Annotated in this window: 18 protein-coding genes; 10 read left to right on the top strand and 8 right to left on the bottom strand. The window is 39.7% G+C overall.

From position 1 onward, the window contains the following. Positions 1-164: 164 nt before the first annotated feature. Positions 165-998 (bottom strand): mechanosensitive ion channel family protein, encoded by an 834-nt coding sequence (locus tag ABIS04_RS16755; RefSeq protein ID WP_137225196.1) that lies wholly within the window; start codon positions 996-998, stop codon positions 165-167. A 357-nt stretch (positions 999-1,355) separates the two neighbouring features. Here ABIS04_RS16755 and ABIS04_RS16750 point away from each other — a divergent pair, with 357 nt between their 5' ends. Next, the gene (locus ABIS04_RS16750; RefSeq protein ID WP_137225198.1) at positions 1,356-2,531 is read left to right on the top strand and encodes a type III PLP-dependent enzyme; all 1,176 of its coding nucleotides are present in this window, start codon (positions 1,356-1,358) and stop codon (positions 2,529-2,531) included. A 332-nt stretch (positions 2,532-2,863) separates the two neighbouring features. Further along, the gene (gene udp / locus ABIS04_RS16745) at positions 2,864-3,622 is read left to right on the top strand and encodes a uridine phosphorylase (RefSeq protein ID WP_137225200.1); all 759 of its coding nucleotides are present in this window, start codon (positions 2,864-2,866) and stop codon (positions 3,620-3,622) included. Between the two features lie 128 nt (positions 3,623-3,750). Here the strand turns inward: udp and ABIS04_RS16740 are convergent, their stop codons facing one another. Further along, positions 3,751-4,503, bottom strand: coding sequence for an outer membrane protein OmpK (locus ABIS04_RS16740; RefSeq protein ID WP_350431786.1), 753 nt, complete (start codon positions 4,501-4,503; stop codon positions 3,751-3,753). A gap of 462 nt (positions 4,504-4,965) precedes the next feature. On the opposite strand from ABIS04_RS16740, the gene ABIS04_RS16735 reads away from it, so the two are divergent. The 3 genes from ABIS04_RS16735 to ABIS04_RS16725 all read left to right on the top strand — a co-directional run bounded on the left by ABIS04_RS16735 (position 4,966) and on the right by ABIS04_RS16725 (position 7,418). Beyond that, the gene (locus tag ABIS04_RS16735; RefSeq protein ID WP_137225204.1) at positions 4,966-5,427 is read left to right on the top strand and encodes an NfeD family protein; all 462 of its coding nucleotides are present in this window, start codon (positions 4,966-4,968) and stop codon (positions 5,425-5,427) included. Positions 5,428-5,550: 123 nt separating this feature from the next. Continuing rightward, positions 5,551-6,480: a slipin family protein gene (locus tag ABIS04_RS16730; RefSeq protein WP_137225206.1), complete on the top strand. Its 930-nt coding sequence runs from the start codon at positions 5,551-5,553 to the stop codon at positions 6,478-6,480. Further along, the gene (locus tag ABIS04_RS16725) at positions 6,480-7,418 is read left to right on the top strand and encodes an SPFH domain-containing protein (protein WP_137225208.1); all 939 of its coding nucleotides are present in this window, start codon (positions 6,480-6,482) and stop codon (positions 7,416-7,418) included. Before ABIS04_RS16730 ends, ABIS04_RS16725 begins: the two co-directional genes overlap by 1 nt. Positions 7,419-7,515: 97 nt before the next feature. On the opposite strand, the gene ABIS04_RS16720 is transcribed toward ABIS04_RS16725, so the two are convergent. Continuing rightward, entirely contained in the window at positions 7,516-8,388 is an 873-nt protein-coding gene (locus ABIS04_RS16720; protein ID WP_350431785.1) for a LysR family transcriptional regulator, read from the bottom strand. A gap of 353 nt (positions 8,389-8,741) precedes the next feature. Here ABIS04_RS16720 and uvrD point away from each other — a divergent pair, with 353 nt between their 5' ends. The 4 genes from uvrD (at position 8,742) to ABIS04_RS16700 (ending at position 14,025) form a co-directional block, all read left to right on the top strand. Next, positions 8,742-10,925, top strand: a complete 2,184-nt coding sequence (gene uvrD, locus ABIS04_RS16715; RefSeq protein ID WP_137225212.1) for a DNA helicase II — start codon at positions 8,742-8,744, stop codon at positions 10,923-10,925. Positions 10,926-10,962: 37 nt separating this feature from the next. Then, positions 10,963-11,823, top strand: a complete 861-nt coding sequence (ubiA, locus tag ABIS04_RS16710) for a 4-hydroxybenzoate octaprenyltransferase (RefSeq protein WP_350431783.1) — start codon at positions 10,963-10,965, stop codon at positions 11,821-11,823. Positions 11,824-11,856: 33 nt separating this feature from the next. Continuing rightward, positions 11,857-12,774: an alpha/beta hydrolase-fold protein gene (locus ABIS04_RS16705; RefSeq protein ID WP_350431782.1), complete on the top strand. Its 918-nt coding sequence runs from the start codon at positions 11,857-11,859 to the stop codon at positions 12,772-12,774. A 231-nt stretch (positions 12,775-13,005) separates the two neighbouring features. Continuing rightward, complete coding sequence (locus ABIS04_RS16700) at positions 13,006-14,025, top strand: hypothetical protein (RefSeq protein WP_350431781.1); 1,020 nt, start codon at positions 13,006-13,008, stop codon at positions 14,023-14,025. A 95-nt stretch (positions 14,026-14,120) separates the two neighbouring features. Here the strand turns inward: ABIS04_RS16700 and ABIS04_RS16695 are convergent, their stop codons facing one another. The 3 genes from ABIS04_RS16695 to ubiD all read right to left on the bottom strand — a co-directional run bounded on the left by ABIS04_RS16695 (position 14,121) and on the right by ubiD (position 17,086). Then, on the bottom strand, positions 14,121-14,699 hold the full coding sequence (locus ABIS04_RS16695) for a nucleoside triphosphate pyrophosphohydrolase family protein (RefSeq protein ID WP_137225220.1): 579 nt from the start codon (positions 14,697-14,699) through the stop codon (positions 14,121-14,123). A 128-nt stretch (positions 14,700-14,827) separates the two neighbouring features. Further along, complete coding sequence (gene fre / locus ABIS04_RS16690; RefSeq protein ID WP_350431780.1) at positions 14,828-15,526, bottom strand: NAD(P)H-flavin reductase; 699 nt, start codon at positions 15,524-15,526, stop codon at positions 14,828-14,830. Positions 15,527-15,604: 78 nt separating this feature from the next. Continuing rightward, the gene (gene ubiD, locus ABIS04_RS16685; protein ID WP_350431779.1) at positions 15,605-17,086 is read right to left on the bottom strand and encodes a 4-hydroxy-3-polyprenylbenzoate decarboxylase; all 1,482 of its coding nucleotides are present in this window, start codon (positions 17,084-17,086) and stop codon (positions 15,605-15,607) included. A 158-nt stretch (positions 17,087-17,244) separates the two neighbouring features. On the opposite strand from ubiD, the gene ABIS04_RS16680 reads away from it, so the two are divergent. Then, positions 17,245-17,838 (top strand): hypothetical protein, encoded by a 594-nt coding sequence (locus tag ABIS04_RS16680; RefSeq protein ID WP_350431778.1) that lies wholly within the window; start codon positions 17,245-17,247, stop codon positions 17,836-17,838. Here ABIS04_RS16680 and ABIS04_RS16675 read toward each other — a convergent pair. Further along, the gene (locus tag ABIS04_RS16675) at positions 17,835-19,133 is read right to left on the bottom strand and encodes a diguanylate cyclase domain-containing protein (RefSeq protein ID WP_350431777.1); all 1,299 of its coding nucleotides are present in this window, start codon (positions 19,131-19,133) and stop codon (positions 17,835-17,837) included. The genes ABIS04_RS16680 and ABIS04_RS16675 overlap by 4 nt on opposite strands. Positions 19,134-19,136: 3 nt before the next feature. Then, complete coding sequence (locus ABIS04_RS16670; protein WP_175405866.1) at positions 19,137-20,120, bottom strand: ABC transporter substrate-binding protein; 984 nt, start codon at positions 20,118-20,120, stop codon at positions 19,137-19,139. Positions 20,121-20,915 lie beyond the last annotated feature (795 nt).

The following is a 20,915-nucleotide window of genomic DNA, read 5'->3' as shown; positions in this document are numbered from 1 at the left end:
ATTAGGCAGAATAACGACAAATTTACTCATAACAGTATGTTTGATGATGGTTTTATGCTTAAGGTAGTTGCCGTTAAAGGGCCGTGATAGTTTTTACTGCCCCCATATAAGCTAACGTTATGAGGGCAGGACTATTAACACTAAAAATATTACACCCGTGAAGATTAGTGTTGTAAATGAATTTCCTTTACTGGACAAGGAATAGTGATGTTTGCTGCCGTTAGCGCTTTAATAATAGCTAGGTTGGTTTGATACTTTTCTTCAAAATAACTTGTTGTAGGCACCCAATAACGCACGCCTATTTCCATGCCGATAGAATTAAACCCATTGATTCCTACCAATGGTTTCTTGTCTTTATAAATTGCAGGAGCTGCAGCAAGTACGTCATTAACTAATTGGATAACATGATCGGCATCAGTTTGATAATCAATATTAAATTTGTTTTCAACCAGTTTATAAGCAAATGAGTTATGTAAAATCTCCCCGACAATGTGCTTATTGGGGATACTGATTTGTTCGCCTTCTTCATTGGTTAAAATGGTTTGCCCTAGTTTAATGACTTCCACTACGCCGCTGACATCCTTTACTTCAATGGTGTTTCCAACCACAAACGGGCGAGTCACAATAATCGTTATACCAGCTGCATAGTTAGATAACATACCTTGTAATGCTAAGCCTGCACCGAGTGAAGCGGCGCCAATAGCGGCAACCATAGGTGTCACGCTAATACCAAGTTTACCTAAACAGATCACTACGACCATCACAATAATAATGATTTTAATTAAGTTGGAGGCAAAGTTACTGAGGGTGATATCAATGTTATGCTTTTTTAGTTGTGCGGCGACAATGTTGGCGGCTTTGTTAGCAACCCAAAGCCCCAATAAGAAAATAATAAGTGCACCAGCAATTTGAAAGCTGTACTCAACAACAAACTCAGTGATGACGCTATAGACATTTTGTAGTTGTTGGAGCTCTTGATCTAAACTGGGTTCGTTCATCTATATTCCTTGTTGAAGCATTTTTAGTTGTTATCAATTTGGATGATAACAACTTTTTACACATAGGGGAAAATCTTAGCCTGCAGTTAAGAGTCATTAAGCTGAAAATTTTTTTTATCAACTTAACGCGCATTTTTATTGTTGATGTCTATACTTTATTGCGGATAGGCGAATTATTGATACGGGTAATTAAGTGGATAATATGCAGAACGTCACAGAATTTTATTGAAGAATAAAAAAGTAAACTTTTTGCATAAAAACTCATTGCGTATTGTTTAAAAATATCGTTTACTGCGCGTGTTCTTACAGATTCGTAATAACACTTTTATCACCCCACTAACTGGAGGCACCGGCCTAATGAGCCAATTTCAATCGATTGATGTTGCAGATTATTATGACAAGGACACGTTTGACCGCATTGAAGCATTTGCTAAAGATAAGCCAACACCATTTGTAGTTATTGACACCCAAATCGTTGCGAAACAATACGATGATATGGTTAACAATTTTCCTTTCGCCAATATCTATTATGCGGTTAAGGCAAATCCGGCCAAAGAGATTTTAACCTTATTGCGAGATAAAGGTTCAAACTTTGACATAGCCTCTATTTACGAACTTGAAATGGTAACGTCTATAGGTGTTTCAACTGATCGTGTTAGCTATGGTAACACCATCAAGAAACGCGTAGATGTGCGTTCGTTCTATCAACAAGGTGTGCGCATGTATGCTTCAGATTCTGAAGCTGATTTACGCATGATTGCTGAAGAAGCTCCAGGTTCAAAAGTGTACTTACGTATTTTAACTGAAGGCACACATACCGCTGATTGGCCTTTATCACGTAAGTTTGGCTGTCAAAATGAAATGGCATACGACTTATTAGTATTGGCTAAAGAATTAGGCTTACAACCACATGGTATTTCATTCCATGTCGGTTCACAGCAACGTGATATCGGTGCGTGGGATTCTGCCATCGGTAAAGTGAAAAGTATTTACGACCGTTTAAAAGAAGAACATGGCATTGTGTTAAAGATGATCAATCTAGGTGGTGGTTTTCCTGCCAACTATATAGACAAAACCAATGAACTGGGTGTTTATGCGCAGCAGATTAAACATTTCTTGGAAGAAGATTTTGGTGATGAATTACCTGAAATTATTCTAGAACCTGGTCGTTCATTACTTTCAAATGCCGGTGTACTTGTATCTGAAGTGGTATTAATTTCGCGTAAATCACACACAGCGTTAGAGCGCTGGGTATTTACTGATGTAGGTAAGTTCTCAGGTTTGATTGAAACCATGGATGAAGCGATTAAGTTTCCTATCTACACTGAGCGTAAAGGCGAGTTAGATAAGTGTGTTATTGCCGGCCCAACCTGCGACAGCGCTGATATTATGTATGAACATTACAGCTATGGTTTGCCGGTCGATTTAGCCATTGGCGATCGTTTGTACTGGTTAACTGCTGGTGCTTATACCACTACATACTCAGCAGTATGTTTTAATGGTTTCCCACCGTTAAAAGATTATTACTTGTAATCCATCAGTATTGAGTAAAAATGGACGCTTAGCGTCCTTTTTTGTTATTAACGGTATGACTAATACCCTACCCAAATTTTTTAAGGTTAATTTGATGTAAATCACGTTAATCGTTTTTGATTTAGATAAATAGCTTGTTGTTTTTACTCCCTCTCAACTATGCTGAAAGCTGTGTATTTGGTGGGATTTTGACATATATTAGTAATAATTTAACGAAAGCATATTAACTATTATGAATTTATATGTGATCAAGTTAACCTTATGCGCCTAAAGACTCAGTTAAAGTCTGGATTATAAGAATTTAATATTCAAAACTGAAAGGGGTTTTCATAATGTCCGATGTATTTCACTTAGGATTAACTAAAAAAATGTTAGATGGCGCTACCTTAGCAATCGTACCTGGTGATCCAGAACGTGTTAAGCGTATTGCCGAGCTAATGGACAACGCAACGTTCTTAGCCAGCCATCGTGAATACACCAGCTATTTAGCTTATATCGATGGCAAACCTGTTGTTGTTTGTTCAACGGGGATCGGCGGACCATCAACATCTATTGCAGTAGAAGAGTTAGCACAACTGGGTGTGCGAACTTTTTTGCGTGTCGGTACAACGGGTTCAATTCAACCACATGTGAATGTGGGTGATGTCATTGTCACTCACGCATCAGTGCGTTTAGACGGTGCCAGTTTGCACTTTGCTCCGTTAGAGTTTCCTGCTGCTGCTGATTTTGTTTGTACTACAGCAATGGTTGCAGCGTGTAGAGATGCAGGCATAGAGCCACATGTCGGTATTACTGCCTCTTCTGACACCTTCTATCCAGGCCAAGAACGTTACGATACTGTTTCTGGTCGCGTAACTCAGCGCTTTGTTGGTTCAATGAAAGAATGGCAAGCAATGGGCGTGCTGAACTATGAAATGGAATCATCAACACTATTTACTATGTGTGCAACTCAAGGTTGGCGTGCAGCGTGTGTAGCGGGTGTTATTGTAAACCGTACCGAGCAAGAAATTCCTGATGAAGCTACAATGAAGAAAACTGAAGTTAGTGCAGTGTCTATTGTTGTCGCAGCAGCGAAAAAATTGCTAGCGTAAACTCATGCTGTTGGCCATCATATTTTAACAAGCGATTTTGTTATAACAGATTGGGTTAACACGTAAACATTAAAAAAGGTGCCTAGGCACCTTTTTTGTTATCTAATTTTTATAAGGGGCAGCCTAGATTAGAAATGATATTTCGCAATGATTGAGTAGGTACTTTGGTCAATGCCCGCAACACCATATTTACTTTGCCAATAATCATATTCAATACCCACTAACAGCTTGTTTTGTTTGTGATCGCCAAATAATGATTTGCCTAAGTCATATTTTATTTGCGGATTAAAGTGTAGGTTTTCGTCATAGCCGTTGTTGTCTGCAGAAAATACCCAATCAATATAGCCATCGATAATAATATTGGCATTGCCCACTGGCATGTCGATTCTAAATACTGGAGTAAACTGCCAACCATCGCTGTTGTTGCCACTACTAATAGCGTCACGACGGTATGTGTTCAGTTGTAAGTAGCTAAAAAATGGCACGTCAAAGTCTAAACCGATACCATAAAGCATACTGTTAACAGGGCCTTCACCTTCTTCGTAAGTGAGTGCTAAAGAGATATCTTTTACCGCACCAAAGCTAACAGGCTGACCCAATATTTTACTCGCACTAAACCGAGGTGAAATTTCACCATAATTTGTGCTATCAACACCGTTATTATTACCATTAAAATTAATAAAATCTTGGAATACAAACCAATCGCCATACTTCCAGGCACCAGCCGTTTCTAGGGTAATCGTTGTTTGTCTTTCTGATGGTGCTAAGTCATAGTTTTCACCATGCAAGACAGTCGCGCTAACATCCCACCATTGAACTAAATCGTCAGCAAAAACATTTGGTGAGAGGAGAAGTGTCGCTAAAAGGTAGATTCTTTTCATGTTTCTTCCGGTTAATTAAGTATTCAGGTTGATCAGTAGTGACAGTTTAGGCGTAAATTTTAAATCGATCGAGTACAACTTTGCGATCTATTATTCTGGATCATGCACAATGGGCGCAATATATTCAATATTTTGCTAGATCACAATTAAAACTGTTAAGAATGTGACGATTTCATTGTTTTCATGGTCGATATAATCGCTAACGCGAGTATATAAATTGTCAATGTGATGCAATGCATAACGACTAATGCTGGCTCTGTTATGTTATAAATGTGGGTAAATATCCTGTATCACTTAACGAAAATGTCGGCGTCATTAATAATGACGCACTGTTTAGATCATGTAAGTCGATCAAGCGTTTATAACGCAGAACATAATGTGCATGTTTGACATAATATGTCGCATTAATAAATAAAGATGTTATAGTGAATTAAAGGACATTCTCATATTATGGGGGAGTATATGGAGCTTTCAAACCCGCTCACTGTTTGGCTAGTGCTAGGACTGTTGTTGATGTTAGCGGAAATAATTATTCCGGGTGGTATTGTGATTTTATTAGGTGCAGCATGCCTTCTTGTCGCATCTGCACTGGCTGTTGGCATTATCGATGGATTGGTACAAAGCCTGACATTATGGTTTATGGCCTCAATGGTACTATTACTGAGTTTTCGTCATATAACCCAACGGTTAGTGGGCGGCGACTCCCATGTTGATAATACCGACGAAGAAACCGATTTGTATAACCAAGTCGCCATCGTTAAACAAACCATTGGTCCTGGACAACAAACGGGGCGAATTAGTTGTTTAGGTTCAGATTGGACCGCTTTGGGTGATGGATCAGTAATAAAAGAGGGCACTAAAGTGAGAATTATTTGTCGGGATAATATTGCTTTTGTTGTTGAACCCATTATTGATTCGGTATAGTGATAATCTGGTGTTATTATAAAAACAATTTATTATCAATGCTTTAAAATAGTTTTATTAGAATATTAGGTAGTGATTACCGTCCAATGTTATTTAGGAAAGTCAGTTTAAAAGGGAGTAGATATGTTTGTGTTAACAATCGTTTTTTTATTTGTAATGTTTATTTTGTACAAACTCATGTTAATTGTGCCAATGCGTGAAGTGCATGTGATTGAGCGTCTGGGTAAGTTTCGTGTTGTGTTACAGCCAGGTTTTCATTTTCTGGTTCCTTTTGTTGATCGTGTTTCTTATCGACACGACACTCGTGAAGAAGTGCTTGATGTTCCGCCACAGAGTTGTATTTCAAAGGATAACACCCAATTAGAAGTTGACGGTTTAGTCTACCTTAAAGTGATGGATGGTAAATTGGCCAGTTATGGTATCGAAAATTATCGTCGTGCGGCGGTAAATCTGGCTCAAACAACAATGCGCTCTGAAATTGGTAAATTGACCTTATCACAAACATTTTCAGAACGTGACAGTTTGAATGAGTCGATAGTCCGTGAGATTGATAAAGCCTCTGATCCATGGGGAATTAAGGTGTTACGTTACGAAATTAAAAACATTACGCCATCGCGTAATGTTATTCACACCTTAGAAAAACAAATGGAAGCTGAGCGTCGTAAACGTGCGGAAATTACCTTAGCTAATGCAGAAAAAGCCGCGATGATTAATATGTCACAAGGTGAGCGTCAAGAGGCGATTAATCTATCTGAAGGCCAAAAGCAAAAACGAATTAACGAAGCAATCGGTACCGGACAACAAATTTCAATAGTTGCTAATGCCAAAGCAGAAGGCATGGCAATGATTTGTAAGGCATTGACCATCAATGGTGGTAATGATGCGATGAACATGTTGCTCAAAGAACAGTTTATTGGGCAAGTGGGCAAAATTCTATCCGAATCTCAAGTGTCTGTGGTGCCAGCTGAAATGGCTAAACTGGAAGGTTTTTTTGAAGGAATGGAACAAGTGACTCACGCCGTAACCAATTCATCAGTAAAAGGAGCACGCTAATGTTGATTAACGGAATTGATACTGATTTTATTGTTATGGTTATTTGGGGCGCTATTTTTGCCATTTTTGTGCTCAAATTATTTCAGTCTATTCGCCTCGTTCCAACTAAGTCTGCTTATATCGTTGAACGGTTAGGCAAATATCACAATACCTTAGATGCTGGCTTTCATGCGCTGATCCCTTTTGTTGATAAAGTCGCTTATATTCATGACTTAAAAGAAGAAACTATCGATGTGCCACCGCAAGAGTGTTTTTCAAGTGATGAAGTGAATGTCGAAGTTGATGGCGTGATTTATATTTCGGTAACCGATCCAGTAAAAGCCAGTTATGGCATAACGGATTACCGTTATGCAGCCATTCAATTGGCGCAAACTACCACTCGTTCAGTGATTGGCACGTTAGACCTTGACCGTACTTTTGAAGAGCGTGATTTAATTTCGGCCAAAGTGGTTGAGGTGCTTGATGAAGCGGGTTCAATGTGGGGTATTAGGGTTCACCGCTACGAAATTAAAAACATCACCCCTCCTGAAACGGTTAAAAACGCCATGGAAATGCAGGTTAATGCCGAACGTGAACGTCGGGCATTATTAGCCAAAAGTGAAGGTGATAAACAAAGTAAAATTAACCGTTCAGAAGGTGTCATGGCGGAAACCATCAATCGTTCTGAAGGTGAAATGCAGCGTCGTATTAATGAGGCCGAAGGTAAGGCTCAGGAAATTCTAACGATAGCTAAAGCGACATCTGAATCAATAGAACGATTGGCTGTGGTTATTTCGTCAGAAGGTGGACAAAGTGCTCTGCGGATGCAACTTGGTGAACAATACATGAAGCAGTTAGATGGTTTAAGCAAACCTGATAGTCGTATTGTGTTACCTGGTAATTTAGTTAATTTTGAATATTGGATGGACAGCATTGGTTTAAAAGACGATAAGAAATAAATCGACTTTTATCCAACCTGTTTTTCTGGGTTGAGGTTAATCATTAAATAGGCCAGCATTGCTGGCCTAAATGTTACTTACTTATCCCGAGTTCAGGTTACTTAACCATTTGGGTTAAGTGTTCAATAAATGCTTTAGTCGCCGCCGATATTATGTGGTCTTTAGGATAAAGGATATTAATATCTTTGAATCCGGCACTTAGTTCGGGTAATACATTGATTAATTGTTGGTTTTCAACAGCCGCGATTGCAATGACTTGAGGCAATAACGTAATCCCAGCACCGCCTAAACAAAAGTGGTATAAAGAGTTGTAATCACTGCAAATGACTTTATGATTTGCGCTGATTTCTGTATGTTGAAATATCCAGTTATCTTCTAATATACCTTCTGCAGACCGATAGCCCAAAAGTGAGTGATAATGTAAATCATCAATGGTTTCAATAACCGATGAATTTTCAAGATAAAGTGTACTAGCATACAATTTTCGTTCAAAGGTCATCAGCTTTTGGCTATGGATATTCCCTTTACTGACCTCACCGACATTGAGCATGAAATCTAAATCTAAACGTTTTAGATCTTGAATTTGCCCCGGCACAATAAACACTTCTAACTGTACTTGTGGGTAAGCATGAATAAAATTGGCAATGTGTTTATCCAACAGCTTATCAACAAAGGGTTGTAAGCCTATTCTTAACTTACCTTGTACATCGTCGTGACGATGTTTAAATACGTCTCCAGCATGTTTGAGTTGGTTAACTAACGGTGTTATTTGGCTAAGGTAACGTTGGCCAGAAGTGGTTAATTTCATTACTCGGGTCGTACGGGTAAACAGCGGTGCGCCGAGCTGTTTTTCTAAATCTGCAATGCGGCGACTTACTAGTGCTCGGCGGGTATCAAGTGATTTAGCCGCTTTGGAGAAGCTGCCTAGTTTTGCTACGGCAATAAACAGCTCTAAATCTTTGATATTCAATATGACAACCTAAGTAACTATCTTAATTTGTATAGTAATTTTCATGCGTATCTTTGTCAATTTAGGCTGATAGGGCCATTAAGACATTCAAAATATGCTGTTGTTATTCTAGCGAACCCCTCTACCTCTCAGCAAACGTATACGGTAAACCTAGCAAGGATCTCAATTAAACTTGTTTTGCTCTTTATTGTATGGAATATGGCTAAAAGTTGCATGATATATTCTTAAAATACTAGGTGTCACATATTGCACCATGATTAATAAGTGTTTATTTAGAACCATATCGGCCCACGAAAGGTAAACAGACCCTCGCTATTTGATATATAATGCAATGCAGATTTCTGGGAGGAAAAATGGACGTATCATCATTATTAGACGGCCTAAACGATAAGCAGCGTGAGGCAGTTGGCGCACCACTTTCAAATATGTTGGTGTTAGCGGGTGCCGGCAGTGGTAAAACCCGAGTATTAACCCACCGTATAGCGTGGTTAATGCAAGTTGAACAACAAAGTCCATATTCTATTTTGGCAGTCACCTTTACCAATAAAGCCGCGGCAGAAATGCGTGAACGGGTGGAAAAGGTCGTGGGTACTAACATGGGACGCATGTGGATAGGTACCTTCCACGGTTTAGCCCATCGGTTATTACGCACTCATTATCAAGATGCCAATTTACCGCAAAGCTTCCAGATTATTGATTCTGACGATCAGTTGCGTTTGTTAAAACGTATTCTAAAAAGCCTTAATTTAGATGAGAAGCAGTATCCTCCGCGTCAAGCTCAGGGTTATATCAATGGTAAGAAAGATCAAGGTCTTCGCCCTAAGCATATCGATGCAGGCGGGTTTCCGATTGAGCAAAACTTACTGAATATTTATAAAATCTACCAAGAATCTTGTGATCGTGCAGGTTTGGTCGATTTTGCTGAAATCCTATTACGTGCGCATGAGTTATGGTTGAATAAACCGCATTTATTGGCACATTATCAAGAGCGTTTTCGTCATATTTTAGTAGATGAGTTTCAAGATACTAACGCGATACAATATGCGTGGATCCGTGTGTTAGCGGGCAAAACGGCTAATGTGATGATTGTCGGTGATGACGATCAATCCATTTATGGCTGGCGTGGTGCGCAAATTGAAAACCTCCATCGTTTCTTAAAAGATTTTGACGGTGCAACAACGATTCGTTTAGAACAAAATTACCGTTCAACGGCGAATATTTTGAATGCCTCTAACGCTGTGATTTCTAATAACCCAGATCGCTTGGGCAAAGAGTTATGGACTGAAGACAAAGATGGCGAGCCCATTTCTGTTTATTGCGCCTTTAATGAGACGGACGAAGCCAAGTTCATTGTGGGTCGCATTAGCGATTGGCAGGAAAAAGGCGGTAGTTTGAGCGAGTGCGCGATTTTATATCGTTCAAATGCGCAATCGCGAGTATTAGAAGAAGCCTTTTTACACAAAGGGTTAGCTTACCGTATTTACGGTGGTCTGCGCTTCTTCGAGCGTCAAGAAATTAAAGATGCAATGGGCTATATGCGTCTTATCAATAATAAAGATGATGATGCCGCATTCGAACGTGTGGTGAATACCCCAGCTCGTGGTATTGGTGATCGCACTTTAGATATTGTGCGCTCAACAGCCAGACAGCAACAGCTAACACTTTGGCAAGCCTGTGTGCATTTAGTTGAAGAAAAAGTACTAGCTGGGCGTGCAGCTAATGCCATCAATGGCTTTATGGAACTGATTATCTCGATGCGTACTGATACTGCAGATATGTTGTTGTATCGGATGGCTGATGATGTGATTGACCGTTCAGGTTTGCGTACCATGTACGAGGCTGAAAAGGGCGAAAAAGCCCAAGCGCGAATTGAAAACTTAAATGAGTTAGTTACTGCAGCGCGCAGTTTCGAAATGCCTGAAGAACTTGAAGACATGGGCGAGCTTAATGCCTTTTTATCTCATGCAGCATTAGAAGCTGGCGAAGGTCAGGCTGATGCCTTTACCGATGCAGTGCAATTGATGACGTTACATTCGGCCAAAGGACTTGAGTTTCCAATGGTGTTTATGGCGGGTGTTGAGGAAGGATTATTCCCGAGCAAGATGGCACTAGATGAAGGCGATCGTTTAGATGAAGAGCGTCGTTTATGTTATGTCGGAATGACCCGTGCAATGCAGAAACTGTACATCAGTTATGCTGAGTCCCGTCGTATTTATGGCCGTGAAGATTATGCTAGCCCATCACGATTTATTAACGAAATTCCTGAAAAATTCGTTGAACAAATTCGCATACGTGCTCAGGTGAAGCCATCGATCAGCAAACGCTTTGCTGCTCGTCCTGCGACGGTCACTACCAAGCCGAATGGTTTTAATGATACTGGTTATAGAGTTGGCTCTAAAGTGAAGCATTTTAAGTTTGGTGAAGGCAAGGTGATTAACTTTGAAGGCTCTGGTGAAAAAGGCCGTGTGCAGGTTGATTTTGTCGATTTCGGCTGCAAATGGTTGTTGGTGTCGTTAGCAAAATTAGAGCACTGTTAATCTGTATAACTTGCTAAATCATGGAGATACGACACCAATGTCATTGCAAGATAAGTTGCGTGCATATGCACGATTAATGCGGATTGACAGACCCATTGGCACCTTACTTCTGTTATGGCCTTGTTTAATGGCATTGGTGTTAGCCGCTCATGGTATGCCTGATATCAAGGTGTTACTCATTTTCATCGTGGGTGTGATTATTATGCGGGCTAATGGCTGCATAATTAATGACTTTGCTGACCGTAAATTAGATGCTCATGTCGAGCGTACAAGTATGCGACCGTTGGTGTCGGGTGAAGTGTCTGTTAAAGAGGCACTGACTCTATTTACTCTTTTAGGGTTGGCTGCTTTTAGTTTAGTGTTATGGCTTAATCCTCTCGTGGTGCAGTTATCTGTAGTCGGGATAGTATTAACTGTGATGTACCCGTTTATGAAACGGGTGACCAACATGCCACAAATGTTTTTGGGTATTGTGTGGAGTTGGTCAATTCCGATGGCCTATGCTGCTCAACTTGGTGAAGTGCCAGTTGAAGCTTGGTGGTTATTTATGGCTAATTGGTGTTGGACGGTAGCGTACGACACCATGTATGCCATAGTCGATCGTGACGATGACTTAAAAGTTGGCATTAAATCAACCGCTATCTTATTTGGCCGCTTTGACCGACAGATTATCGGCCTATTTCAACTTGCTGCGTTAGGGTGTTTTGTGATGGCTGGGCTGGTGGCCGACCGAGGGGTTATTTATGGCTTGGGTATTATCAGCTTTATTGGGTTTGCGATGTATCAGCAACGATTAATTTTCCATCATGAACGTGCCCCATGCTTTAAAGCCTTTTTAAATAATAACTGGGCAGGGATGATACTGTTTATCGCACTCGCACTGGATTATATGATTTAACGTTTGTGGTTTATTACCATAGGGCAGGGATGCATGAAAACAACTTATTGGTTGTGCTGCGCGATAATGTGTTGTTGGTTATCTATTGTCAGTGTGTCAGCTAACAATGATGTTGCAGTGGTTAGTTTACCAAGCAAGACTGTCGATGTGTATTCCACAGCTGCGGTTGTCAACATTCCTCGTACCCGTCAATTTATACTCAAAGATGGCGATCGTGACTATCAAGTGATGATCAAGCTCCCCAAAAAATACCAGCAAAGTAGTTCACATCAATATCCAGTGATATACATGACTGATAGCATGTACAGTTTGCAAGTGGTGTCTGGTGCAACGCGATTTCCGATGAACAGCAACATAATGCAACAAGCTATTTTAGTCGCTATTGGCTATCAAAAGCCAAGTAAAGGCTCTGCGAGTCGGATTAGAGATTTCACTCCAAGTCACGATCCGAGTTGGACATTATCGACGGGTGAGGCTAAACGACATGTTAGCTTTATCAGTAATGTTGTTATGCCCTTTGTTGAAACGAATTTTCGGGTAAATAAGCAATATGATACTTTTATGGGAAATTCGTTAGGCGGCTTGCTGGGTGCATATATATTGTTAGAACGACCAAGGCTATTTGATTATTATGTATTGGGTAGCCCATCTCTGTGGTTCGATAATAAGCAATTGTTGCAGCAGTTTTCTCAGCGTTTTAGTCACACACCAGCAATATCTGCCAAGGTTTTTATTGGTATTGGCGAATTAGAAAAGCCACCTCATACTAATGGTAATCATCATATGGTGGCAGACGCTCAGGCTTTTTGTCAAATACTTCAATCTCATCCATCTGCTAAAACCGGCGCTTTACAACTCAAGCTGCTGGTGATCCCAGAGGCCGAACATTCGATGGCTTTCCCAACTACTGCAATTCATGGTTTAACTTGGTTGTTTAAACGCAGTATTTAACTCAAATCACCTATTAGCCCTATAAAGTCGCTTAATTATAGTGCAACTCTTTGTCGTGTTGCGTGATAAAGCTATATCAATCATTTCCTGTAACAACTTTTGAGCTAATCAATTTCCATAAGGCGTATTTTTGCTGATATGTTAATAACTTGTTTTATTTTTATCTGCCCCCACATCCATTTCTACAGCGCGTCAATAATTGAATAGAGATTACCCAAGGAAGAGTATTGAATGAGAGCAACAGTTAAATATCGGTTAGTCTTTTTAGTCTTAATGATATTCAGTTTTGTTATCGGTGTTCAGTGGACGCCTGAGTCGTTAACGAGCGATGCTGATAAGTGGTCGTTATACCTTATTTGTGTAGTGTATTTTTTGTTACTGCCTCTGAGCTACTGGTATTGCATTATCAAAATGGGCGCTCAGAAACTGTGGAAATTGATTATCGTTTTCAGTTTAAGCAGCCTGGTTGCTCGGTTAAGTTTCCCTGCCGAAGTCGCGCACTATTTTGAGTTTGTTGCATGGTTACGATATCCGATTATTGCAGTGTTGCTGGTTATTGAATTGTACTTGGTGGTGAGTGTTGTTCGTGGATTGATTAAGGTGCGAAAGCTTAAGGGCGATCCTAGAGTTGGTGCGGTAGAAACGTATCGGGATGGCGATGAAAAAAGTTTAACTATCGCACTTATTCTGGCCAGTGAAGCGACCAACTGGTTTTATTCAATCCCTTGGTTTTCACGTCATCATCCGGCGGCCATCGCTAATATCAATCTCAATAGTGCAACGCGCTGGCATGTATGGCTAATGCTAATAGGTTGTATCACCGCATCTTGTAGCAGTTATTTATTATTGGTCTCATGGAGCGAGTGGTTGGCAATTATTGTCTCGAGCATTATTGCCTATACCTTGATGTCTATTGTGGCTAATCATCGGCTATCACGTTATTACTCTTTGTATTTAATCAGAGATAACTTAGTGATCAATAATTCATTGTGGGGATTTATGGTCGTGAACATTGCGGATATTGCCAGTGTTGATAATCAAGAATCAGCTGAATTAAATAAAGATGAACCAGAAACCATTATTATTGGTCGTGGGCAGAGTAATGTCACTATTACGCTAAATCGTCCGGTCATTTATCATGGTGGTATGGGCCAGTTACCGGAACCCATGAAAGTGATTCATTTGAGTGTGGATGAGCCGCAGCGGTTAATTCAGGCGCTGAACAATAGCAAAATTTCGGTGGTTGAATAACTGAAAGCAGTCATAAAAAAATGCGCTAATGAAAGCGCATTTTTTTATGAGTAAACCAGTACTACTAAGTAAAAATCGAGTAGCTGATTTACTGATTAATCTCGCACTAACGTGGTTAAGTCTGCAGGGCGATAGTAAACGGATTTTAAGACTTTGCCTTGGCGTACCACTTTACCTGCCATATCAACATCTTTAGCGCACTTGGCAATAATAAACTCACCTTTAGTGCTACCGACTATTTCAACACCTTGTTTAGCGTAAAAGGCGATGGTTTCATCTAACTCTTGTTGATTTCGGCACACTTTACTCATGTTGCTTGAGTGCACCTCATCCCAGCATTGGATAAAGTCTATTTCGCGGTTTTTAGCCACGTTTAGCAATAAATCGATAAGGTAGCTGATCTCTAGACTATCACTTATCTGGGCTGCACCTAAGTGCACTAAGCGGCCCATTAACACATAAACTGAGTCAACAATGGCATCAGCTTGTTCAATACGCGAGTCGGCTTCTGCAAGCTCGGTCATTTCTTCAATAATTAATGATGTATGCAAAGTGTCTGCTTTATCGTCTAGGCTAGCACTATCGTTAACGGGCAGGTCAAAGGTGTTGCGAAACTCAAAAATGTCGCGGTATAAATGATCGTAAATGGATTGGGTTAATTGACTGAGTTTCATTGGAATACCTTAATAATAAATGTGGGTTAATTTTAAAGAAATGAGCCATGGAATACAAAGCAATCAATCGATTTACCTATAAAAAAACCGGCAAGATAGCCGGTTTTAATCGTTTTTATTGAGAGAGCTTATTTAATAAATGCGAAGGCATCACCATATAGGTGGTCCTCTTCTACTCCAAGTTCACGGAACAACTCTCGTGCAGCTCCTACCATGTCAAAGCGGCCTGCAATGTATATGTCGTAACCGTTTAAGCTGACAAAATCCTGCTTAATCTGTTCGAGCAGGTTTGCTTTTTTACCTTTCCAAGCGCTATCTGCAAGTTCAACGACAGGAATAAACTCTAACCACGAATGATCGGCCTGCCATTGCTTGGCGATGTCTTGGTAATACATCGCGTCTTCATTGCGGCAACCCCAATACAGTTTAGTGTGAATGGTTTCGCCATTAGCAATTTGTGCTTCAACGATACTTTTTATGTATGAGAAACCTGTGCCACCCGCAATCAAAATACGGGGTCTGTGGCTATCGCTACGCAAAAAGGCATCACCTGCGGGCGCTTCTATATCGATATGCTTTGAGGTTTGTAGACGTTCCACAACCTGCATAGGGTAGCTTTCGCTGACTGCTGCACCAATGTGTAACTCAATCAATGCCGCATTAGGAGCCGAAGCGATAGAGAAAGGACGTTTGTCTTTTTCACCCATGACCACAGATAAGTATTGGCCGGCTTTAAAATCGAAAGCTGCTTCGGGTTTAAGGAACACTTGATACACAGCGTCATTAAACGGGGTGATTTTTTCAATCTGACAACGAATGGTTTTCATCTAACGTCCTTTAGGGCCTTTTTTATTTTTATCAATGCGTTAATTATAGCGACTTGCGCCTTAATGAGAGCACTGTAGTTATAATGTTGGTATATCGTCTATGCCGAGCTCATCCCAGATTTGATCGACTTTTTGTTTAACTTCAGGATCCATCACAATAGGGGTTCCCCATTCACGAGTAGTTTCACCTGGCCATTTATTTGTTGCATCTAAGCCCATTTTCGATCCTAAACCAGCAACAGGAGAGGCAAAATCTAGGTAATCAATCGGAGTATTATCTACCATCATGGTATCGCGAATAGGATCCATGCGGGTGGTAATGGCCCAAATAACATCTTGCCAATCTCGACAATTAACATCGTCATCAACGACAACGATAAATTTGGTATACATAAATTGGCGTAAGAATGACCACGCCCCCATCATTACGCGCTTAGCATGACCGGGATATTGTTTCCGAATTGAAATTATCGCCATGCGATAAGAACAACCTTCCGGCGGCAGATAGAAATCAATAATCTCTGGGTACTGCTTACGTAGAATAGGCACAAATACTTCGTTTAATGCTACGCCTAACATGGCTGGTTCATCAGGTGGACGACCGGTGTAAGTGCTATGATAAATAGCATCTTTACGGTGAGTAATATGCGTCACGGTAAAGACCGGAAATGAATCCGTTTCATTATAGTAGCCAGTATGATCGCCGTAAGGGCCTTCTACTGCTGTTTCATCAGGATCGATGTAACCTTCCAGTATAATTTCGCTAGTGGCTGGCACTTCTAGATCGCAGCTAATAGCTTTACAGACTTCAGTACGTTCACCTCGTAGCAAACCAGCAAAAGCATATTCGCTCATTGCATCCGGTACAGGGGTAACAGCACCTAAAATAGTCACGGGATCGCTACCTAATGCCACTACTACAGGGTAACGTTCACCCGGATGCAGTTGTTTAAAGTCTTTAAAGTCTAACGCGCCGCCGCGGTGATCAAGCCAACGCATGATCAGTTTATTTTTACTTAATAACTGTTGACGATAAATGCCTAAGTTTTGTCTTTTTTGACGTGGTCCTTTGGTGATGGTTAACCCCCAAGTGACTAAGGGAGCAACATCTCCAGGCCAGCAATGTTGGATTGGCAACGAGGTTAAGTCGACTTCATCGCCGCTTTTAACCACTTGCTGACAAGGTGGATTACGGACAGTTTTAGGCGGCATATTTAATGCCTGTTTATACATAGGAATTTTGGCTATGGCATCTTTAAAGCCACTTGGAGGCTCTGGCTCTTTTAAGAATGCCAACAACTCACCAACCTCACGCAGCGCTAAAGGGTCATCTTTACCCAATGCCATTGCTACACGTTTAGGGGTGCCAAACAAGTTAACCAAAACCGGCATAGTGTTATTAGTAGGATTTTCAAATAGCAAAGCGGGGCCACCCGATCGTAAAACACGATCCGCGATCTCCGTCATTTCTAAGTGAGGATCAACAGGGTGCTTAATACGCTTTAATTCGCCATTTACTTCTAAATGATCGATGAAGCTGCGTAAATCTTTAAAACTCATGTTACCGCCTGTTAATCATATCCAAACCCTTATGAGGCGCACTATAGCATTTTTCTAATATAGGGTTAAGCCATTTGATAGCCCTTATATTGTTGATATCGACTTTAACCTTGCTTAGCGTAAACTAGTGTAGGTATTCCATTTTGTGGAGGTGACTTATGCGAGTAAATAAATATTGGGCTTTATTGCCTTTATTAGGGCTTGGCGGGGCTATAGGGTTAACGATGGCAGGTTTTGCTAATGCTCAGCCGCCATTATCTAATGAGTATTCTCCTCGAGTTTCACATTCTGTTGGTTCTCAAACTAATAATAACCGTCAACATAATCTTCATCGCCAACATAATAACCATTATCGCAATATCGATCCTTGGCGTTTAGGCTGGGATCAAGGTTGGGGAGTCAATCAGCGTTGGGGGCCAAGCATTGGGTTTAGTTGGAGCAATAGTAACAACTGGCGCTATGGTTTTGGATGGGGATATGATAATTATCGTCTTGGTCGTTATGGTTATTATCCTTATCAGAATCAGTTGGGTACAGAATACCGATCACGACAAGTTGAGCTTGATGACACAGTTGTGGTTACACCGCCACAGCGTACTACAACCAGTATTCAATATGCTTCGGGTTTACATCATTTACCTGAAAATGCCAAAGTTATTCAACGCGACAACGGTACTGTTTATGAATGGCAAGGTGTCGAATATTATTTTGATTGGAACACTCAAACCTATAAAGTGGTTAAAGCAGATTAGCCATGATAATAGCAAAACTCAATGCTATTATCGGCTTTAGCTTGATACATTGCTGTATCTGCAGCGCTGATAAGCTCCCGACTAGTTAGACCATTTTTAGGTAATATACTAATGCCGATACTCGCTCCAACGTGCAAGGTGTGTTGATCGATAATAATGGGGTGTTTAATTGTTGCTAATAGTTGATGTATTTTTTGTTCAAGATCGATTGGCTCACTGAGCATATCAAGCCAAATAATAAACTCATCTCCACCCAATCGACCTACAATATCGGTCGATCGTAAATTTTTCACCAAACGCTTCGCTATGACAATTATCACTTCATCACCAATGCTGTGACCTAAGGTATCGTTAATATCTTTAAATTTATTAAGGTCAATGAATAATAATGCGGCTTGATTGGTTCCGCGTAAATCCCTGGCAATGGCAGAATCAATTTGTTTTATAAATGCTCGACGATTGTAAATACCTGTTAGATCGTCATGTTCGGCTAGGAAGATAAGCTTGTCTTGTTGTTCAAATAGCTTACGGGTTTGGCTATCGACTTCTTGTTTTAGTTGTTCTTTTTTAATGGTTATTTGAGCTAGTGACTGTTTCATCTTATTAAAATTTTCAGCCAGTGCCGATAATTCATCAGTGTCTTGGATATTAATTTGACTGATTAAATCTCCAGCAGCCAAAGCCTTCATCCCCTGATTCAGTGAGGTAAGTCCTTTCTTAAAGCGAATGAGTGTCATAAAAGACCAAACTGTTACCAGAGTTGCTAACAGTAGTAACACCAAGCCTATCATGGCTAATAATCGTTGTTGTGTTTGGTTTGCTTGCTTAATTGATAATTGATGAAGATGAAACATTTCTTCGGTCATTTCTTCAATAATCATACTATATTTGGCTTTAAATAATCGTTCTGCAGTGAGTGTTGATGAAATATTGACTTGCTTATTGTGGAAATTATTTTGGGTATTAATTAATGTTCTAACATTAGTATTAAGCCTATTTAGGTTTTCAATGACCAATTTTTGCTGTGCGTCCCAGTTGATTTGTTGAGAAAGATCTTTGGCCAGTTCTGCTTGGCGATTATTGAGTTCAGATAACCCTTGGTCGTCGGTATATTCCTGGTAGAGCCACAGCTGACTTCGTAAGCTATCGATGCTAATTTGCAATTTCATTGAATAATTAAGTTGGTGATATATTTTTTGTTGATAATAGTGAGCTTGTATTAAGGAGAAACCAACAATGAGCGTAAGCAGTGAACAAAGTGTAGCAGTGAGTTTAAGGCGCTTTGATAACATCATAAATTACCATCCAGCCTCTAAATTCATGAATTTTTCAAGTAATTGTCTATCGAAAACCTGTCGAAAATCTAAGCTATTTTGTTCAGCAACTAATTGGTTGTCGATAGCCCACTGACTCTGGGTTTGAATGTTAGAAAAGAGTGCATTACTGAGTGATAACCGAAAAGTATAATCATCCCAAGAATAATGCAGCTGAGAAGGCTCGATAAGTAAAGTGTTACTGATGATCCCTTGAGCAAGTTTTGAGTGGCTGTGAATATAATCTGTCGCATCGTTAATGGCTTTTAGTATCGCTAATTTTTCAGTTGTTGTTAAAGATGTGTCTTTTAGTTCGAGTAAATTAAAGGATAAATGATGTAAGCCTCGGCTATTAATCACTTGTGGATTTGAGGATATTTGTTGTGTTAATAAATAACCGAAAGGTTCCCATGCCGAAATCATATCCACTTGATGATTTAATAGTGCTGGAATGAGTTGTTCTGCAGGTAAATATACTCGTTCAATAGGTTGCTGAGTTTTATTATACATAATCAATAAACTATCAAAAAAGAACTCACTGGCGCTACTTTTGACTATACCTACGCGGGCGTGGGCTAGATTATCCAGTTGATGATATTTTTGCGGGGTTAAGCTTAGTAATTTGAGATCATTATCTGATTCGACAAAACTGGCTAATACGGTAAAATTTGCTTGTTTAAAGCTATTAAACATCACAACTGTTTCTGATGCAGTAGCCAAATCGACTTGTTTATTCTTAAGAGCGTCAAAGCATTTTACCCCGCTGTCAAATCTCACTAGTTCAACATTTAAACCATTTTTTTCAAAGTAACCTTGCTGCTGAGCAATAAAAAATGGTGATGAAAGCGGGGTGCCAGATACCGCTATTTTTATGAGATCCTTTTGAGCGGAAGTGGTAAATGATTGGCTTGCGCCAAGATCACAACTGGTAACCCCAATTAACATAAAAGCCAAGAGAAAAATGTTCAACACTTTGATCATAAAATACTTCAATAAAGATATTTAGTAATATCAAGTGTAGTGAATGTATATTTTTTTGGATAAAAATTTAGAAAAAAACGCATGTTTTAATCGTATTAATTAATGCAATTAGTACTAAGGTATGACATTAGAGTGCAATTAACTTATTAAAGTGATGAACGTAAACCGAAACCAAACGTGATTTAATAGGCTCTTATTGATTTAGATTGTTTTCTGACTCTAGCGATTGTAACTGAATTAATAAGGGGCAATCTCTGCCAATAATTTTTCTTCTTATGGGAGTTTTCATTGGTTTAATGAAAGCGATAATAACGTTATATGAAGTGGGGCAATGAGGTCGATATTTTCGGATGTTTTCATAAAGATTTTGTGGAATTCATATTGTTTTTATTGGATTTATTACTACGCAGAGTGTGTTTGTTAGTTATACCCGTACCCATATAATACTAGCGGATCATCGTGGCCCATATTCTGATACATTGTAATGTTTTGGGGATCCTCGCTGCAGCTAGGGCATCACCCATTATCTAGAGAGTTCTCTTTCTTCTATAGACATATTACTAACTCACTATGGCGATGAATAATTGTCATAGTGAGTTAGTTGTCTGGATTGTTATTTTTTTAAGAGTAATTTCGTTGATCTATTAACATAATTATTCATATTTATAGCAACTAATTTGGTATAAAGTCTTTATATTAGGTATTATTTTATTTAATAGCATCGCGAATGTCGATGATGCGCCTCGTTATCCAGACATGTAAATATTAACAAAGCGATTATAA

It is taken from the genome of Shewanella sp. H8, assembly GCF_040285065.1.
In the GTDB taxonomy this organism is placed as follows: Bacteria; Pseudomonadota; Gammaproteobacteria; order Enterobacterales; family Shewanellaceae; genus Shewanella; species Shewanella polaris.
This window is presented reverse-complemented; position numbering and strand designations above follow the sequence as displayed.

What these genes read in the sequence shown, in the direction of transcription:
- ABIS04_RS16750 (WP_137225198.1), top strand. Translation starts at nt 1,356, where the DNA reads ATGAGCCAATTTCAATCGATTGATGTTGCAGATTATTATGACAAGGAC.
- ubiA (WP_350431783.1), top strand. Translation starts at nt 10,963, where the DNA reads ATGTCATTGCAAGATAAGTTGCGTGCATATGCACGATTAATGCGGATT.
- ABIS04_RS16730 (WP_137225206.1), top strand. Translation starts at nt 5,551, where the DNA reads ATGTTTGTGTTAACAATCGTTTTTTTATTTGTAATGTTTATTTTGTAC.
- ABIS04_RS16700 (WP_350431781.1), top strand. Translation starts at nt 13,006, where the DNA reads ATGAGAGCAACAGTTAAATATCGGTTAGTCTTTTTAGTCTTAATGATA.
- ABIS04_RS16680 (WP_350431778.1), top strand. Translation starts at nt 17,245, where the DNA reads ATGCGAGTAAATAAATATTGGGCTTTATTGCCTTTATTAGGGCTTGGC.
- ABIS04_RS16695 (WP_137225220.1), bottom strand. Translation starts at nt 14,699, where the DNA reads ATGAAACTCAGTCAATTAACCCAATCCATTTACGATCATTTATACCGC.
- ubiD (WP_350431779.1), bottom strand. Translation starts at nt 17,086, where the DNA reads ATGAGTTTTAAAGATTTACGCAGCTTCATCGATCATTTAGAAGTAAAT.
- udp (WP_137225200.1), top strand. Translation starts at nt 2,864, where the DNA reads ATGTCCGATGTATTTCACTTAGGATTAACTAAAAAAATGTTAGATGGC.
- ABIS04_RS16735 (WP_137225204.1), top strand. Translation starts at nt 4,966, where the DNA reads ATGGAGCTTTCAAACCCGCTCACTGTTTGGCTAGTGCTAGGACTGTTG.
- ABIS04_RS16675 (WP_350431777.1), bottom strand. Translation starts at nt 19,133, where the DNA reads ATGATGTTATCAAAGCGCCTTAAACTCACTGCTACACTTTGTTCACTG.
- ABIS04_RS16755 (WP_137225196.1), bottom strand. Translation starts at nt 998, where the DNA reads ATGAACGAACCCAGTTTAGATCAAGAGCTCCAACAACTACAAAATGTC.
- ABIS04_RS16725 (WP_137225208.1), top strand. Translation starts at nt 6,480, where the DNA reads ATGTTGATTAACGGAATTGATACTGATTTTATTGTTATGGTTATTTGG.
- uvrD (WP_137225212.1), top strand. Translation starts at nt 8,742, where the DNA reads ATGGACGTATCATCATTATTAGACGGCCTAAACGATAAGCAGCGTGAG.
- fre (WP_350431780.1), bottom strand. Translation starts at nt 15,526, where the DNA reads ATGAAAACCATTCGTTGTCAGATTGAAAAAATCACCCCGTTTAATGAC.
- ABIS04_RS16740 (WP_350431786.1), bottom strand. Translation starts at nt 4,503, where the DNA reads ATGAAAAGAATCTACCTTTTAGCGACACTTCTCCTCTCACCAAATGTT.
- ABIS04_RS16705 (WP_350431782.1), top strand. Translation starts at nt 11,857, where the DNA reads ATGAAAACAACTTATTGGTTGTGCTGCGCGATAATGTGTTGTTGGTTA.